The following is a 15187-nucleotide window of genomic DNA, read 5'->3' as shown; positions in this document are numbered from 1 at the left end:
AAGCGAATCAAACCTGACCGCACAACGGTTCGATCTACCGAACTAGTACGTCGCTTTTTTATATATAAATCATACCATTATAAGCAATTTTGCAATCGAGCGCTTCGTTGACCGCTAACAGAGTGCGGAAAACCGCACACGCCAGAGCAGGTTTGTGCGGATTTCCGCACTCCTAACGAATCGCTTAGGCGAATCGCTGCGTAATAAATCTGCTGCAGCCACAGTCCGCTTACCTACGATAATCTTCTGGTCGAATCTGATAACGGGCCAGCTTGTCGTAAAACGTCTTGCGAGGAAGCTTAAGTGCCTTGGCCGCATCTGAGGCTTTACCATTATGTCGGCCCAGTGCCGCGATCAGCAAAGACCTCTCGACCTGCGCCATTTGCTCGCTCAACCCAAGGTCCCCGGCCTTTGCCACTTCTTCCGGCATACCAAGTACAAACCGCATCGCCGCTGACATCAGGGATCGCGCGTTGCCTGGCCAATCGCTGGCCATAAGAGCAGCCAGATGCTCGGATGTGATTTCAGGCTCAGCGATCCCCGCCTGTTCAGCAGCTTGTGACACATAGTGACGGAAGATGACCGGAATGTCCTCAGGACGTTCGGCAAGCGAAGGGATCAAAATGCGCATCACGTCCAGTCGGTAGAAGAGGTCTGCATTGAACTGCCCCTCGGACGCCAGGGCCGACAAATCCGCCGTCGTCCCCGCGATGATCCGCGCGTCAGTGCCCCGCTCGACCAACTCGAGCGCGGTATATTGCGTAGCCTGCGGCATTGCCGAGACTTCATCGAGAAACAAGGACCCACCACTCGCGTCCTCACAGGCAAGGGCCAGATCTTCCGGGCTGAGACCCGAGGCCTGGCGTTTGACGAAAGGCCCCTGCCCAACAGCTGACATCAGGTGAACCACTTCGGCGACTTTGGATATCCCACTTCCGGGCGGGCCGTTGACCAGAACCTCGGCGCCGGTCAGAGCGACATTGCGTACCCGATCACGTAACGCTTCTGCTTGATCGGACAGCCCAAACAACAAACGCGCCGCAGGGTCGCCGCGTTCAAGTTCGGATTTCATCACGCGTTGTTCGATAACCTGTCTGCGGGCGGTGAATGCCCTCTCTAACACAGCCAACAAGTCAGATGCGGCGCAGGGTTTTTCTAGAAAATCAAACGCCCCCTGCCCCATGGCCTGAACGGCCATTGGAATATCGCCTTCTCCGGTCAAAAGGATAACTGGAAGGTCCGGGTCGATGTCACGGGCATATGACAATAGATGGAACCCGTCCCGCCCGGGCATTCGAATGTCCGAAACAATTACTCCGGGAAAGTCGGCACGGATGTGATCCTTGGCGGCGACAAAAGACCCGGCGGCGACAGGAGCGTAATCCGCCAGCTCTAGCGTCTGTGACAAAGCCTCACGTACAGCAGCATCATCATCAACCAACAAGACCTTCCGCATTATGCAGCATCTTCCTTCTCAAAAGGGTCCAGTTCCACCGTGAACTCGGCCCCGTCTGCGGTATTTGAACCACGAATATCACCCCCAAAGCTTTGAACCAGACCGTAAGAGATTGACAGGCCCAGCCCCATCCCATCCGAAGAGCCAACGCTTTTGGTCGTATAAAACGGCTCGAACACGCGATCCGGGTCGGCGATTCCGGGGCCAGTGTCGCGCACCGAGACGCGCAGCCGCGTTTGCCCGGACAAAGCGATCGTGACCTGTCTGCGCGAGCGATCCTCCATGGCATCCAACGCGTTGTTGATCAGGTTAACGAACACCTGCACCAGACGCACTTCGCCCCCCCAGACATAGACCGGATTGGCGGGCGGGTCCCAATCCAATGACGCGCCTTCCTCGCGCATGCGCGCTTCGGTCAGTTCAACGGCGGTATTGAGGATATGCACCAGATCGACCCGTCCCGCAGGCTCACTTTCGTTTCGGGCAAAAGCGCGCAGGTTCTTGATAATCCGCGCCATGCGCGACGCCATTTCTGAAATGCGCCCCAAATTCTCGCCGGCTTTCTCGCCTTGGCCACGGGTCATAAAGGCCGTTCCATTGTCGGCAAACTGCCTGATTGCCATTAGGGGTTGGTTAAGCTCATGACTGATACCAGCCGACATTTGTCCCAGAGCGCTTAGTTTACCGGCCTGAACCAGATCAGCTTGCGCTTGTTTCAGCGCCGCTTCGGCCTCTTGCCGTTCCGCCACCTCGCGCCGCAAGGCACTGTTGGCAACCGTCAAATCCCGTGTGCGCTTGGCGACACGGCTTTCGAGAACGGTATTCGCCTCGGCCAAGGTGCGCCGCCGCTCGGTCGCCAGAAAAAGCAAAGCACCAAAGGCCAGGCAAATCGCAGCAACCGTAGCCGCCTGCAATCCCGCCAGTCGCCGGGCCGGAGCAACATCCACCAGTACCTCGGCCGTCATGCCGATCACCGGCAGATCAAGCGTATGATGCAGCGCGTGGCGCGGAAGGTATCGACCCCAGTTCAGCGTCCACAGCTCATATCCTCCGACCCAGGACGAGGCGAATTCAACCGCCTGATCATCAGGTGGCATCAGCCCCGGTTGTCCGCCAGCGCGACGCCAGAACAGAAGATCAGACCGGTTTGAGATAAAGACTACACCGTCCGTATCGACAAAAAAGATCGCTTCGGTACTGCCGCGCCAGGTCTGCTCAACATCTTGCACATCAGCGACGACCATCAACGCCCCTTCTACCTGCCCTTCGGGACCAAAGGTCGGGGCCGCGTAGGTATAAATGCGTGCTCCGCTGAGGGGCTGAACACCGCGCGCGCTGCCCATTGCGCCTTGCAAAGCACGTTCAAACGCCGGATGTCCGGCCATACTGCGCTGAGCCACCGGTTGGGCCGAGGCCAGAATCTGGCCGTTCAGGTCCAGATACATCATGTTCACGGCAGCTGTTTTATCAGCCACATCCAGAAGCACTTTTTCTGCGTCTTGACGCTGTTGGGGTGTTTCTATGCCGCGCAGGGTGGGATGGTTCGCCATCAGCACCGCAAGTTCCTGGTACACTTGCATCTGAGTGCTCAGACGGTCCGCCGCCAGCTCAAGATCAGCCTCGGCCTTTTCACTCAATTGCGACACAGCCTGCCGGTAGCCATAGGACCAAACCGCCGCTGACAACAGCCCGACGGCAAACAGGAAACCGACAATGACCCAAATCCTTTGCATGACATAGGGTCTTGCATTCAGAGCGGCGCATGGCAAGTCTGCGCCGCATGAAGACGTTGCACCAATCTCCTACTGATCCCGGTTTCGTACAAGATCCATACCCGTTCTACGATGCGGCGCGGGATTGCGGAGATCTGGTGTACTGGAACGACTACAACATGGTCTCAGCCGTGTCTCATAATGCTGTTCATACGTTGTTTCGCGATCGCCGGTTTGGTCGTGAAGTTCCGCCCGAATTAGCGCGTATTGGTCCAGACCACCTTGCGCCGTGGCTTACAGTAGAGGCACATTCGCTGCTGGAAGCCGAACCACCCCGGCACACGCGCCTGCGCGCTTTGGTAATGCGAGCGTTCACGTCGCGCGCCATCGCGGCGCTTACGCCATCCATCGAAGATCTATGCAACACCCTTATCGATGCTTTCCCTGCTGGACCATTTGATCTGCTGGAAACCTTCTGCACGCAGGTTCCGGTCATTACGATCTGCCGTCTGCTAGGCGTCCCCGAGGATATGGCGCACAGCTTGCTTCGCTGGTCGCATGACATGGTCGCGATGTATCAGGCCAGCCGCACCCGCAAGACCGAAGACAGGGCCGCGCAATCTGCACAGGACTTCACCAGTTTTCTCGACGACTACATTCGAAGCCGGCGCAGTGATCCGCGAGACGACTTGATCACCCGACTAATCGCTGCCGAAGAGGAGGGCGAAAAGCTCTCTCGGGACGAGTTGGTGGCGACCTGCATACTTATTCTAAATGCGGGCCACGAAGCCACGGTCCATTCCCTTGGCAACGGGGTGAAAACGCTGTTGCAGACCGGAACCGGCCCGCAAGCGTTCGCGGCCGATGCCATCGACAAAACTGTCGAGGAAGTCCTGCGGTATGACGCGCCTTTGCACATGTTCACACGCTACGCTTATGAACAGGCCGAACTATTTGGGCACTCCTTCAAGCGGGGGGATCAGTTGGCTCTGCTGCTAGGCGGGGCGAATCGTGACCCTGCAATCTGGCCAGATCCAAACAGGTTCGATCCGACGCGTGCGATTCAAACCAACAGCAGCTTCGGCGGAGGACTGCATTTCTGCGTCGGCGCACCCCTTGCTAGGCTGGAAATGCGGATTGCCCTGCCGGTTCTGTTCCAAAGATGCCCAAATCTGCGGTTGTCGGAACAACCTGTTTATTCAAACAGCTATCACTTTCATGGCTTGGAACGCCTGTTGGTGCAGGCCTAAGCCTATCAAGCCTCAACCAACGCATTCAGCGGCAGCATTGTGGTCGACTTTATCTCCTCCATCGACAGCAACGCCGTTACGTTGTGGACCCGTACTTCTGAGATCAGAGACTGATAGAACTGATCGTAAGCACGGGCGTTTTTAACCCTGACCTTCAGGATGTAGTCGATATCCCCTGCCAGCCGGTGCGCTTCTTGCACTTCCGGGTGATCCCGCAAAGCTTTCAGGAATTTGTGCTGCCATTCCGCCTCATGCTCAGACGTTCGGATCAACACGAAAAACGTCGCTTCGAATCCCAGCGCCTCGGCATCCAGCAAAACAGTCTGCTGACCGATGATCCCGGCCCCTTTCATTTTGCGAATGCGATTCCACACCGGTGTCTTGGAACTGCCGACCTGGGCCGCGATTTCATCCAGTGACTGACTGGCATCGCGCTGCAGTTCGGCCAGAATTTTTCGATCCATGTCGTCTATGCGCACCGACATTCCAAATTTCCTTCCGTTTCGAAACCAACGTCCCGATGAATCCGTAAGCTAGAACATATGTTCTTATTTCGACGGACATATGGCGCTTTGGTGGGAATATTTCCTATATTGAGAGGCAAGTCAAACCAAGCTCGAGACGATCCGATGCAGCATTCACATGAGACAAAAGACACAGGACATGTCGACTTTGTTGGCGCCGGCCCAGGTGATCCGGAATTGCTGACGCTCAAGGCCCTGTCTGCATTTGATCAGGCGGAGATTGTCCTGCATGACCGTTTGATCAGTGATGAGCTTCTTGCGCTGGCAGGCCAAAATGCGGCGCTGGTCGATGTTGGCAAAGCTGGGTTTGGACCGTCCTGGAAGCAAGAAGATATTGATCAGCTTCTGGTCGAACATGCCTTGCGAGGCAAGCGCATTGTGCGCCTGAAATCCGGGGACCCCACTGTATTTGGCCGCCTGGACGAAGAAATCGAAGCGGTTGAGGCTGCTGGTATCCCCTGGCGTATCATTCCCGGCATCACCGCTGCATCCGCAGCAGTTGCGGGAATAGGTCAGAGCCTGACCCGCCGTGGCCGCAACTCTTCTATCCGGTTCCTGACCGGGCATGACATGAAGGGTTTTGCCGATCACGACTGGGCCGCGCTAGCGCGCGCAGGTTCTGTTGCTGCCATCTACATGGGCAAGAAGTCTGCCCGTTTCATTCAGGGTCGCTTAATCATGCATGGCGCAGATCGCGCCACGCCGGTCACTCTGGTCGAAAACGCATCGCGCCCTGATCAACGCATTCTGCCCACTACGCTGGATCAACTACCGGCCGATCTGGCCGCCGCCGAAATGGACGGCCCCGCCCTGACATTTTATGGCCTTGCTCCGCGCGATGCGGCGCAGGCTGCCACCGAATTCAATAAGGAGCTTGCCTGATGGCCCGCGCTTTTACCCCAAAAGTCGTCACTGCAAACGATTTGCTGGAAGGCGATGTGATTTATCAGACCGAAGATGACCGCTGGTCCCGTGACCTGGCCGAAGCGGAGCTGATCACGGACGAAGCACACGCACAGGTTCGCCTGCTTGATGCGGCTCGTCAGGCCAGCAAGATCGTCGGAGCGTACCTTGCCGACGCAGCAGCCGGTGAAAGCGGCCCTGAACCCACCCATTTCCGGGAAGACTTCCGCCGGACTGGCCCGTCCAACTATGCCCACGGCAAACAGGAAACTTCCCAGCAGCCCCGGACCTGACCTCAGGCCCCTCTCTCCCCTTTCAAGGCCCCCAGGTTTGGGGCTGCACTTAAGGACAGCTAGACATGTATCGCTACTCCGAATTCGACACCGCATTCCTGGCAGAGCGCAACGCACAGTTCCGCGCGCAGGTCGAGCGCCGCATTGACGGTTCGCTGACCGAGGATGAATTCAAACCGCTTCGCCTGATGAACGGTCTGTATCTACAATTGCATGCTTACATGCTGCGGGTTGCCATTCCCTATGGCACACTGAACAGCACGCAGATGCGTCAACTGGCCCTGCTGGCCGAGAAGTGGGACAAGGGCTATGGCCATTTCACCACGCGGCAAAACATCCAGTACAACTGGCCTAAATTGAACGACGTGCCAGATATGCTGGACGCGCTGTCCGAGGTTGGAATGCACGCCATTCAGACCTCAGGCAACACCATCCGCAACGTGACCGCCGACCACTTCGCCGGTGCCGCCGCAGATGAGGTCGCAGACCCGCGCCCCTATGCTGAATTGCTGCGCCAATGGTCCACCGACCACCCGGAATTCCAGTTCATGCCGCGTAAGTTCAAGATTGCCATCACGGGATCCGAAAACGACCGCGCGGTGATCAAAGCACATGATATCGGCCTGCAACTGGTTGAACGCGATGGCGTTCTGGGCGCGCGCGTTATCGTTGGCGGCGGCCTGGGCCGTACCCCGATGATTGGCAAGGAACTGTCGGACTTCGTCGCCTTTGACGATCTGCTGGCTTACCTTGAAGCAACCGTTTCGGTGTGGAACCAAATCGGTCGCCGCGACAATAAGTACAAAGCGCGCATCAAGATCACCGTGCACGAGCATGGCATCGATGCGATCCGCTCCAAAGTCAATGAGCGCTTCCTCCAGACCCGCCCCCAGTTCAAAGGTGCGGACATGAACCTGTTGGAAGAGATCAAAGGCCACTTTGCGCCGCCAACCTATCGTGACGGTTCGGTGGTCTCGTTTGAGAGCGCCTATACCAATGATCCGGTCTTCCGGTCTTGGGTCGACACCAACATCGCGCCGCACAAAAACGCGGACCATGCGATCGTCACTATCTCGATCAAGAAGCACGGTGCTACACCTGGTGATGCGTCGGCTGAACAGATGCGCGTGATGGCCGATCTGGCCGAAGAATTCGCCTATGACGAGCTGCGCATCAGCCATGAGCAAAACGTGATCCTGCCGCATGTCCATAAATCGGACCTGCCCGCGATCCACACCAAGCTGAAAGAGCACGAACTGGCAACCGCCAATATCGGCTTAATCAGCGACATCATCGCCTGCCCTGGTATGGACTACTGCGCGCTGGCGACAGCCCGTTCAATCCCGGTGGCACAGCAGATCGCGACCCGTTTCGATGAGTTGAAGCTCGAGCATGACATCGGACATCTGAAGATCAAGATCTCGGGCTGCATCAATGCCTGTGGTCACCATCACGTGGGTCATATCGGCATCCTGGGTCTGGATCGTGCAGGCGTTGAGAACTACCAGATTACTCTGGGTGGTGACGGGACTAACACCGCTGCAATCGGCGACCGCACCGGTCCGGGCTTTGCCTATGACGAAATCGTGCCCGCTGTCGAACGCATCGTCGAGGCTTATCTGGAACAACGTGAAAGCGCCGAGGAAACTTTCCTTGAAACCTACCGTCGGGTTGGAATGGCACCGTTCAAAGCGGCCCTCTACCCCGAGGCGCAGGCCAATGCCGCTTGACCTGATCCAGACGGAACTGGGCAAAAACCGCGCCGAGTTGACCGAAAGGGTCGACGCGCTGAACGCCCGGTTCCGCCATCACAGTGCCCATGACGTGATGCATGGTGCCATAGAAGAAATCGACGAGCTTGCCTTAGTTTCAAGCTTCGGCGCGGAATCGGTGGTGTTGCTTCATATGGCAGCGGTGGTCGACAAGATGACACCGGTGCTGTTCATCGACACGCAGATGTTGTTCACCGAAACGCTGGAGTATCAGCAAGTGGTCAGCGAGCGTCTGGGATTGCGAAACGTCAAGATCATCCGAGCGGATGATGAAGATGTGGAGCGCGAAGACCCCTACGGCGCGCTGCGGTTGCGGGATACGGATGCGTGCTGCAACCTGCGCAAGACCTTCCCGCTGCAACAGGCTTTGTCGGGCTATTGCGGTTGGATCACCGGGCGCAAACGGTTTCAGGCGGGCACACGCACAACGCTCGAGTTCTTTGAGGTCGAAGACGGCACCGGTCGGATCAAGGTCAACCCACTGGCGCATTGGGCGCCCGAAGATGTGCGCACCTATATGGACGAAAACAACCTACCCCGGCATCCGCTGGTGGCGAAAGGATACCCTTCGATCGGCTGTGCGCCCTGCACCTCGCCGGTCAAAGAAGGCGAAGACCCCCGCGCCGGACGCTGGCGCGATCAGAGCAAAGAAGAATGCGGCATCCACTTTGTCGACGGCAAAATGGTGCGCGCAGGAGAGAAAACATGACTGTAATTGTAACCGATGAAGGGTTCACCCCCGATGATTGGACCAATGGCTATGTGACATTGGAAGACGCTGCAAATGACGTTGTGGCGCTGGATGTCGCCTCGGACACGGACCCCGATGAGTTGATCGACCGTCTGGGCAGCGCTGAAATGGTTCGGGTGGATTTTCCCTCTTTTGCGGATGGGCGTGGTTTTACCATTGCCCGCACATTGCGCCTGAAAGGATATACCGGACGGTTGCGTGCCAAAGGGCATGTGCTGGCTGATCAGTACGCGATGGCCCGCCGTAGCGGGTTTGACGAGGTCGAAATCGACCAGGATCTGGCCTCTCGCCAACCAGAAGATCAATGGCTTGCGCGCGCCAATTGGCTGGAAAACAACTATCAGGCCCGCCTGCGCGGTTAACTCACCGCCCGCCAGCTTGTGATACAAGGGGGCAATCCGCCCCCTTTTCATGACCTGAATCAAAGCTTAAACGGAGATGTCGGTTTAACAGACCGACAGTGAAATGATGACAGAGATGATGCCCGTGACCGAAGCCACCGCCGTTAAGGCCCCTGTCCTGCCGGACGCCCAGACCGTGACCGATGTGAAGCATTGGACTGACAGTCTGTTTTCCTTCAAGGTGTCCCGCCCCGCCAGCTTGCGTTTTCGCTCGGGCGAGTTCGTGATGATCGGCCTGCTGGGCGACAACGGCAAGCCACTTCTGCGCGCCTACTCGATCGCCTCGCCATCCTGGGACGAAGAGCTGGAGTTCTACTCGATCAAAGTGCAGGACGGTCCTCTAACCTCGAAACTACAGCACATCAAACCGGGTGATCAGATCATCCTGCGCCCTAAGCCGGTTGGTACGTTGGTGCATGATGCATTGCTGCCCGGCAAACGCCTGTGGTTCTTTGCCACCGGCACCGGATTTGCACCATTCGCCTCGCTGCTGCGCGAGCCGCAGACCTATGAAGATTATGACGAAATCATCATCACCCATACCTGCCGAGAAGTGGCCGAGCTGGAATATGGTCGTCAGTTGATCGAAAACATCCGTCAGGACGAGTTGCTGGCCGAACTGATCGGCGAAGGATTTGCCGACAAGATCCGCTACTACCCGACCACCACCCGGGAACAGAGCCCAAAGATGGGACGTATCACCGAGTTGCTGAAAGACGGCACAGTGTTTTCGGATCTGGGTGTCGAAGGTGGCATCAAGCCCGAAACAGATCGTGCCATGGTCTGTGGATCACTGGCGTTCAACCTCGATATCAAAGCGATACTGGAAGAATTCGGGCTGCGTGAAGGTGCGAATTCTGACCCGAAAGAATTCGTGATCGAAAAGGCATTTGTCGGCTGATCTGCGTGGCTGGCCGGGAATTCCACACTCAGCCAGCCAAATCCCGCTATAAATCCCTGGATTTTCGTGTTTCCCGGCACTTATGTTGCTTGAAACAATGCGCGCACCAGTCTAAATTCCGGGCTCGAAATTCTGCAATAATCAAAGGAATGAACCAATAGCTCGCAGACCCCACAACGCGCCGCCGCAACGAGACACTGGCCCACGCGTAAACGACAAGATCCGGTCCCCCGAAATCCGCCTGATTGGCGCTGAAGGCGAAAATGTCGGGGTGGTTCATCCCGCCAAAGCTATGCAGATGGCCGACGAAGCCGGCCTTGATCTTGTAGAGATCTCTCCGAACGCAAATCCCCCGGTCTGCAAGATCATGGATTTCGGCAAGTTCAAGTATGAGACGCAAAAGCGGGAAGCCGAAGCGCGCAAAAAGCAGAAGATCATCGAGGTGAAAGAGGTCAAATTCCGGCCCAACACCGACACGCATGACTACGACGTCAAGATGCGCAATGTGTTCAAGTTTTTAGAAAACGGCGACAAGGTTAAAGTCACCTTGCGTTTTCGTGGCCGCGAGATGGCCCACCAGAATCTGGGCCGCGAATTGCTTGAACGCGTTGCGGAAGACACCAAGGACATTGGCAAGGTCGAGAACATGCCAAAGATGGAAGGTCGTCAGATGATCATGATGATCGGTCCACTGCCGCAGAAGTAACCTGCCGTCAGCGGTCGTTTTCTAAAGCTCTCGCCCATTGGCGGGGGCTTTTTTGTTGGTCAGCCACTGGGCCGCATCCCGAATATCAAAGGCAAGCGAAATGACATCGACAACAAACAGGATCATAAGAAACCAAAAGTAAGTCGATGGCAGTTCCGCGCCGCTCAGCAATAGGCCAATGACGATCACAACCAAAGGTGTCCAGAAAACAATGTGCGGCAACGCCATCGCACCAGACATACTGCGGGTCACCAGCATGATCGGCAGGTTGAACGCCATTCCTGCAATCGCAAGAACCGCGATCATAATCCCCAGCGGCTGATCCAGAAACGCCAACGGGATCAAGTTCACTGGGACCAGAATGAATGACACCCAGATCTGAACCCACAAAGGCAAGTTCCGAAAACTCGTCCAGATATCTAGCAGCATGTCATAACCCCAAGTCAGTGAGCTGTGAGACACAACTATATGGTTCTTCCTGAACCGGAAGGCTGGTCACATCATTGTCAGATCACAGACGTCAGCGCACGCGCCAATTTTTCGACCAGTTCTTCAACCTGTTGATCGGCAATGATGAACGGCGGGGCCAAAAGAATATGATCTCCGTTCTTGCCCTCTCGGGTCCCTGACATAGGGTAACAAATCAACCCCTCGGCCATGGCAGCCTTTTTGATCTTTCCAGCGATCCCCAAGCCGGGATCGAACGGAGTTTTCGCCTCTCGGTCGGCGACCAACTCAATGCCTCGAAACAACCCTCGCCCCCGGATATCGCCGACATTTGCGTGCTGTCCGAAAGCGGCCTCCAACGCGGATTGCAATTGTTCCCCCATGACACCGGCGCGTGCGGGCAGATCGCGCGTTGTAAGTTCGGTCATAACCGCCAAAGCCGCCGCAGTCGCCACTGGATGGCCGATATACGTATGCCCATGCTGAAAGAACCCCGACCCATCCCGAATCGCGTCATAAATCTGGCGCGAGCACAGCATGGCGCCAATTGGTTGATACCCTGCCCCTAACCCTTTGGCGATACACAGAATGTCCGGCGCGATACCGTCGTGATCGCAGGCAAACAAATGCCCGGTTCGCCCCATGCCGCACATGACTTCGTCTAGGATCAACAGCACACCGTATTGATCACAGATTTCACGCACACGCTTGAAATACCCCTCAACCGCCGGAACCGCGCCAAGTGTCGCCCCCACAACCGGTTCAGCCATGAAAGCCATAACCGTTTCGGGGCCCAACCGCAGGATTTCTTCCTCCAACTCATTGGCAACGCGCTGGCCATACTCAAAACTGCTCTCACCGTCGGGCTTTTCGGCATATTCATAACACGGGGCAATATGCGTCATCTCGATCAACATCGGGGCAAATTGCGCCCGCCGCCAAGCGTTACCACCCGCCGACAAAGCCCCAAGAGTATTTCCATGATAGCTTTGGCGTCGGGCAATGACGTGGTGACGCTCGGGCTGACCGATTTCAAGGTAATACTGGCGCGCCAGCTTGATTGCCGCCTCAGTTGCCTCTGACCCTCCGGACACGAAATACACCCGATCCAAATCTCCCGGCGCGTGTTGAATCAACAGATCAGCCAGTGCTTCTGCCGGCTCAGAGGTCATGAAACCACTATGCGCAAATGCGATCTGTTCCACTTGTTTCTGAACAGCTTCAATCACGGCCGGGTTGGAATGACCCAGACAAGAAACAGCCGCGTCACCACAATCCAGATAGCGTTTGCCCTGCGTATCGATCAGATAACACCCATCACCACCGGCAGCGACCGGCAGCTCGGCTTTGGTATGTCGCGGAAAAACGTGGCTCATTTTGAGGTCCTTTCAATCCTGGAGATCAGCGCCGCAACAGATTCAGCATTGTCACTCCAGGGCCGACCAGTTGGATCGGTCAGGCTGTTTTCGAATCCTACGCGCACATCACCTCCACGCAAGGCGGCTTCTTGCAGACAGATGTGTTCTTGCGACCCAAAGGCGCACACCATCCATGGTGCTGCGTCCTGAGGGAAAAGATCGATATCTTCCGGGGCTGACACCTGACCGGCCGCATACCGGCCCAACACAAACAAGCGATCAACCTGCCCAGCCCGAACGATCTTGTTGGCTTTCCAATGCTCTAACAGCTTCGCATCCTCCGTATCGTACAGGATGTGCTGAACCCGAGTGCCCTGTTCCTTGCAAAGACCATAAACACGCTCGGCCAATTGGGGCGCGCGCGCAATTTCGCGCACCGAAATCGACGCCCATGTCGGTTGAACCTCCAGAAGGCAAACCAATTGCGCCTTAACGTCAAAGACACCCGCCGCCTCAGTCGAAATCTGCACATCCATGTCTGGAACGATCGAATGAAGCGCAGCAATCGTCTCGCGGTATCGCCCGGCGTCCAGCGAATGCTGCCCCTGATCATCCCGAACATGCAAATGCAAGCCCTGAGCGCCTGCATCAAAGCATGTCCGCGCAACCTCTACGATCTGGTCCAAGGAGATCGGAAGCCGTGGATGACCCAAACGGTCTAGCCGCGCGCCGTTGGGGGCAGCTAGAACGTAGGGTCTTGCAAGGGACGCCCATGAGCTGACTTCTTGTCGTCGAAGCGGATTTGACATTGCTGGTTCTCCTGCCGCCCTTGTCATACAGCCACATACCCGACGTTTTCTATTTTCAAATGTCAAAACATATGTTTTTCTTTGGTAATGACGAATACATCCATCCAATTGGTCAAACTCTTACGTCGCAATATCGATCAATTTCCACCGCAGCTTCAAGCGGCGGCCAAGTACATTATCGATCACCCCGCGGATTTCGGCATCGACCCCATTCGGGTCACTGCAGAAAAGATCGGCGCCAGTTCGAACGTTTTGGTCCGGCTGGCCCAACGGCTGGGCTTTGACGGTTTTGATGCTCTCCGACAGCCATTCCGACAAGCGCTCGTCACCGACAAAGAGGACAGCCTGCAACAGGATTGGTTGGCGGGCATGAGGTCAGCCGATCAACTAAGCCAAACTCAGGCGTCCCTTGCTCAAAACGAGCTGAATGTGGTCACAAGATCGCTGCGCCTGATGGACCCCAAGAAGATCAGGCAAGCCACAGATTTCATTCTTGGTGCCCGCCGGTGTTTCATCACGGCCACCCGCGCCAGCCATGCGCTGGCATACTATTTTCACTATGTCGGTCGTATGGCTCATCCGGATCTACACCTAATCCCACGCCACATGGGATCGGCGATAGATGATCTGTTGGACGCAGACAAAAACGATTGCCTGCTTGCCATGACCGTTCACCCCCATTCCGCGGATACAATCCGGTCGATGCGCTTTGCGCGGGACAAGGGCATGCGGATCATCCTGATCTCTGACAGTGATCTCATCGCTCCCGGTATCAAACCCGATGTGACTTTTCAGATCAGCACCCGGTCAATGCATCACTTCTCCAGTTTTTCCGGGGCAATGGCGGTTCTGGAATGCCTGCTGGGCCATCTCTTCGCTGCGGGCGGGGATGCTGCGCGCCAGAGGGTCGAAGATTACGAAAAAGCCCGAGAAGACACCAACGCCTATTGGCAACCATCAAAACTTCCCAAACTGCGCAGGCCTTAAAGCCCCGGTGTTTTGACCGGGGCTTTAACCTACTTTCTGAGATTCGTATTTAGATGGTCGCTTGTACGGCGCGTTTGGTCATGACCTTGACCAGATGTGCGCGGTAGTTTTTGCTACCGTGCAGATCGGCGATCATGTTGGCGGGGTTGATATTCAGATCCATTAGAGCGTCTTCGCGGAACTCTTTGCTCAGCGCCTGTTCGGCCTCGGACCAGCGGAACACCCCGTCTTCGCTGGCGCCGGTGACAGCAACACGCACACCGTCTGCAAACCGGGCCAGGTACACACCCACCAGCGCAAAGCGTGATGCCGGTTGCAGGAATTTCTGATAGCTGGCCGCCTGCGGCACCGGGAACCGGACACTGGTGATGATCTCACCCTCGTCCAGCGCCGTGGTGAACATGCCCTGAAAGAAGTCATCCGCCACGATCTGCCGGGTATTGGTGACAATCGTAGCCCCCGATCCCAACGCGCCTGCAGGGTAACAGGCCGCCGGATCGTTATTGGCGATCGAACCGCCAATGGTGCCGCGATTACGCACCGCTGGATCGCCAATCTGACCGGCCAGCGCTGCCAGCGCCGGATAGCTGCCAGCCGCGTCAGCGGCCACCGCCGCATGGGTCGTCGCGCCGCCAATGGCGACCGAGCCATCATCCTCGACGCAGACCCCTTGCATCTCAGCAATACTGCTCAGGGACACCAGCGACGACGGGGCTGCCAAGCGCTGTTTCAGCGTCGGGATCAGGGTTTGCCCACCTCCCAGCGCCTGCGCATCTTCGCCCCCCAGTGCCGCAACCGCATCAGCAATGGTCGAGGGCTTCTCAAACTCGAAATTGTACATTTCGTCTTCCTTTCCAAAGAGCACCCTTCCGCTCTTCATCTTTTTGGAAATATTCCGGGGGTCTGGGGGCAGCGCC

General features: G+C 56.7%; 16 protein-coding genes. 9 read left to right on the top strand and 7 right to left on the bottom strand.

All coding sequences use genetic code 11. The features are described from left to right. Positions 1 to 229: 229 nt before the first annotated feature. Positions 230 to 1459: a sigma-54-dependent transcriptional regulator gene (locus ACR0BU_RS05515; protein WP_480735809.1), complete on the bottom strand. Its 1230-nt coding sequence runs from the start codon at positions 1457 to 1459 to the stop codon at positions 230 to 232. Further along, positions 1456 to 3189: a sensor histidine kinase gene (locus ACR0BU_RS05510; protein WP_299078771.1), complete on the bottom strand. Its 1734-nt coding sequence runs from the start codon at positions 3187 to 3189 to the stop codon at positions 1456 to 1458. The genes ACR0BU_RS05515 and ACR0BU_RS05510 overlap by 4 nt, the downstream gene beginning before the upstream one ends. Positions 3190 to 3236: 47 nt before the next feature. On the opposite strand from ACR0BU_RS05510, the gene ACR0BU_RS05505 reads away from it, so the two are divergent. Then, the gene (locus ACR0BU_RS05505) at positions 3237 to 4418 is read left to right on the top strand and encodes a cytochrome P450 (RefSeq protein WP_480735807.1); all 1182 of its coding nucleotides are present in this window, start codon (positions 3237 to 3239) and stop codon (positions 4416 to 4418) included. 5 nt (positions 4419 to 4423) lie between these two features. On the opposite strand, the gene ACR0BU_RS05500 is transcribed toward ACR0BU_RS05505, so the two are convergent. Next, positions 4424 to 4903, bottom strand: a complete 480-nt coding sequence (locus ACR0BU_RS05500) for an Lrp/AsnC family transcriptional regulator (protein WP_298932198.1) — start codon at positions 4901 to 4903, stop codon at positions 4424 to 4426. A gap of 144 nt (positions 4904 to 5047) precedes the next feature. On the opposite strand from ACR0BU_RS05500, the gene cobA reads away from it, so the two are divergent. The 7 genes from cobA (at position 5048) to infC (ending at position 10669) form a co-directional block, all read left to right on the top strand. Beyond that, on the top strand, positions 5048 to 5824 hold the full coding sequence (gene cobA, locus ACR0BU_RS05495) for a uroporphyrinogen-III C-methyltransferase (protein WP_480735408.1): 777 nt from the start codon (positions 5048 to 5050) through the stop codon (positions 5822 to 5824). Beyond that, complete coding sequence (locus tag ACR0BU_RS05490; RefSeq protein WP_298932200.1) at positions 5824 to 6138, top strand: DUF2849 domain-containing protein; 315 nt, start codon at positions 5824 to 5826, stop codon at positions 6136 to 6138. Before cobA ends, ACR0BU_RS05490 begins: the two co-directional genes overlap by 1 nt. A gap of 65 nt (positions 6139 to 6203) precedes the next feature. After that, complete coding sequence (locus ACR0BU_RS05485; protein WP_480735406.1) at positions 6204 to 7868, top strand: nitrite/sulfite reductase; 1665 nt, start codon at positions 6204 to 6206, stop codon at positions 7866 to 7868. Beyond that, positions 7858 to 8619, top strand: coding sequence for a phosphoadenylyl-sulfate reductase (locus tag ACR0BU_RS05480; protein WP_480735405.1), 762 nt, complete (start codon positions 7858 to 7860; stop codon positions 8617 to 8619). Before ACR0BU_RS05485 ends, ACR0BU_RS05480 begins: the two co-directional genes overlap by 11 nt. Beyond that, positions 8616 to 9023, top strand: a complete 408-nt coding sequence (locus tag ACR0BU_RS05475; protein WP_299078762.1) for a DUF934 domain-containing protein — start codon at positions 8616 to 8618, stop codon at positions 9021 to 9023. The genes ACR0BU_RS05480 and ACR0BU_RS05475 overlap by 4 nt, the downstream gene beginning before the upstream one ends. A 106-nt stretch (positions 9024 to 9129) precedes the next feature. Then, positions 9130 to 9963: a ferredoxin--NADP reductase gene (locus ACR0BU_RS05470; RefSeq protein ID WP_298933452.1), complete on the top strand. Its 834-nt coding sequence runs from the start codon at positions 9130 to 9132 to the stop codon at positions 9961 to 9963. A 115-nt stretch (positions 9964 to 10078) separates the two neighbouring features. Further along, complete coding sequence (gene infC / locus ACR0BU_RS05465; protein WP_480735805.1) at positions 10079 to 10669, top strand: translation initiation factor IF-3; 591 nt, start codon at positions 10079 to 10081, stop codon at positions 10667 to 10669. A 21-nt stretch (positions 10670 to 10690) separates the two neighbouring features. Here infC and ACR0BU_RS05460 read toward each other — a convergent pair whose 3' ends face one another. The 3 genes from ACR0BU_RS05460 to ACR0BU_RS05450 all read right to left on the bottom strand — a co-directional run bounded on the left by ACR0BU_RS05460 (position 10691) and on the right by ACR0BU_RS05450 (position 13283). Then, a complete protein-coding gene (locus ACR0BU_RS05460; protein WP_480735403.1) occupies positions 10691 to 11098 on the bottom strand; it encodes a hypothetical protein in 408 nt (135 codons plus the stop codon). 77 nt (positions 11099 to 11175) lie between these two features. Next, the gene (locus ACR0BU_RS05455) at positions 11176 to 12492 is read right to left on the bottom strand and encodes an aspartate aminotransferase family protein (RefSeq protein ID WP_480735402.1); all 1317 of its coding nucleotides are present in this window, start codon (positions 12490 to 12492) and stop codon (positions 11176 to 11178) included. After that, positions 12489 to 13283: a beta-keto acid cleavage family enzyme gene (locus ACR0BU_RS05450; RefSeq protein ID WP_480735400.1), complete on the bottom strand. Its 795-nt coding sequence runs from the start codon at positions 13281 to 13283 to the stop codon at positions 12489 to 12491. Before ACR0BU_RS05450 ends, ACR0BU_RS05455 begins: the two co-directional genes overlap by 4 nt. 87 nt (positions 13284 to 13370) lie before the next feature. Here ACR0BU_RS05450 and ACR0BU_RS05445 point away from each other — a divergent pair, with 87 nt between their 5' ends. After that, complete coding sequence (locus ACR0BU_RS05445; RefSeq protein WP_480735398.1) at positions 13371 to 14270, top strand: MurR/RpiR family transcriptional regulator; 900 nt, start codon at positions 13371 to 13373, stop codon at positions 14268 to 14270. A gap of 49 nt (positions 14271 to 14319) precedes the next feature. Here the strand turns inward: ACR0BU_RS05445 and ACR0BU_RS05440 are convergent, their stop codons facing one another. Continuing rightward, complete coding sequence (locus ACR0BU_RS05440; RefSeq protein WP_480735396.1) at positions 14320 to 15111, bottom strand: FAD binding domain-containing protein; 792 nt, start codon at positions 15109 to 15111, stop codon at positions 14320 to 14322. Positions 15112 to 15187: the final 76 nt, after the last annotated feature.

It is taken from the genome of Ruegeria sp. CK2 (assembly GCF_056536585.1).
This window is presented reverse-complemented; position numbering and strand designations above follow the sequence as displayed.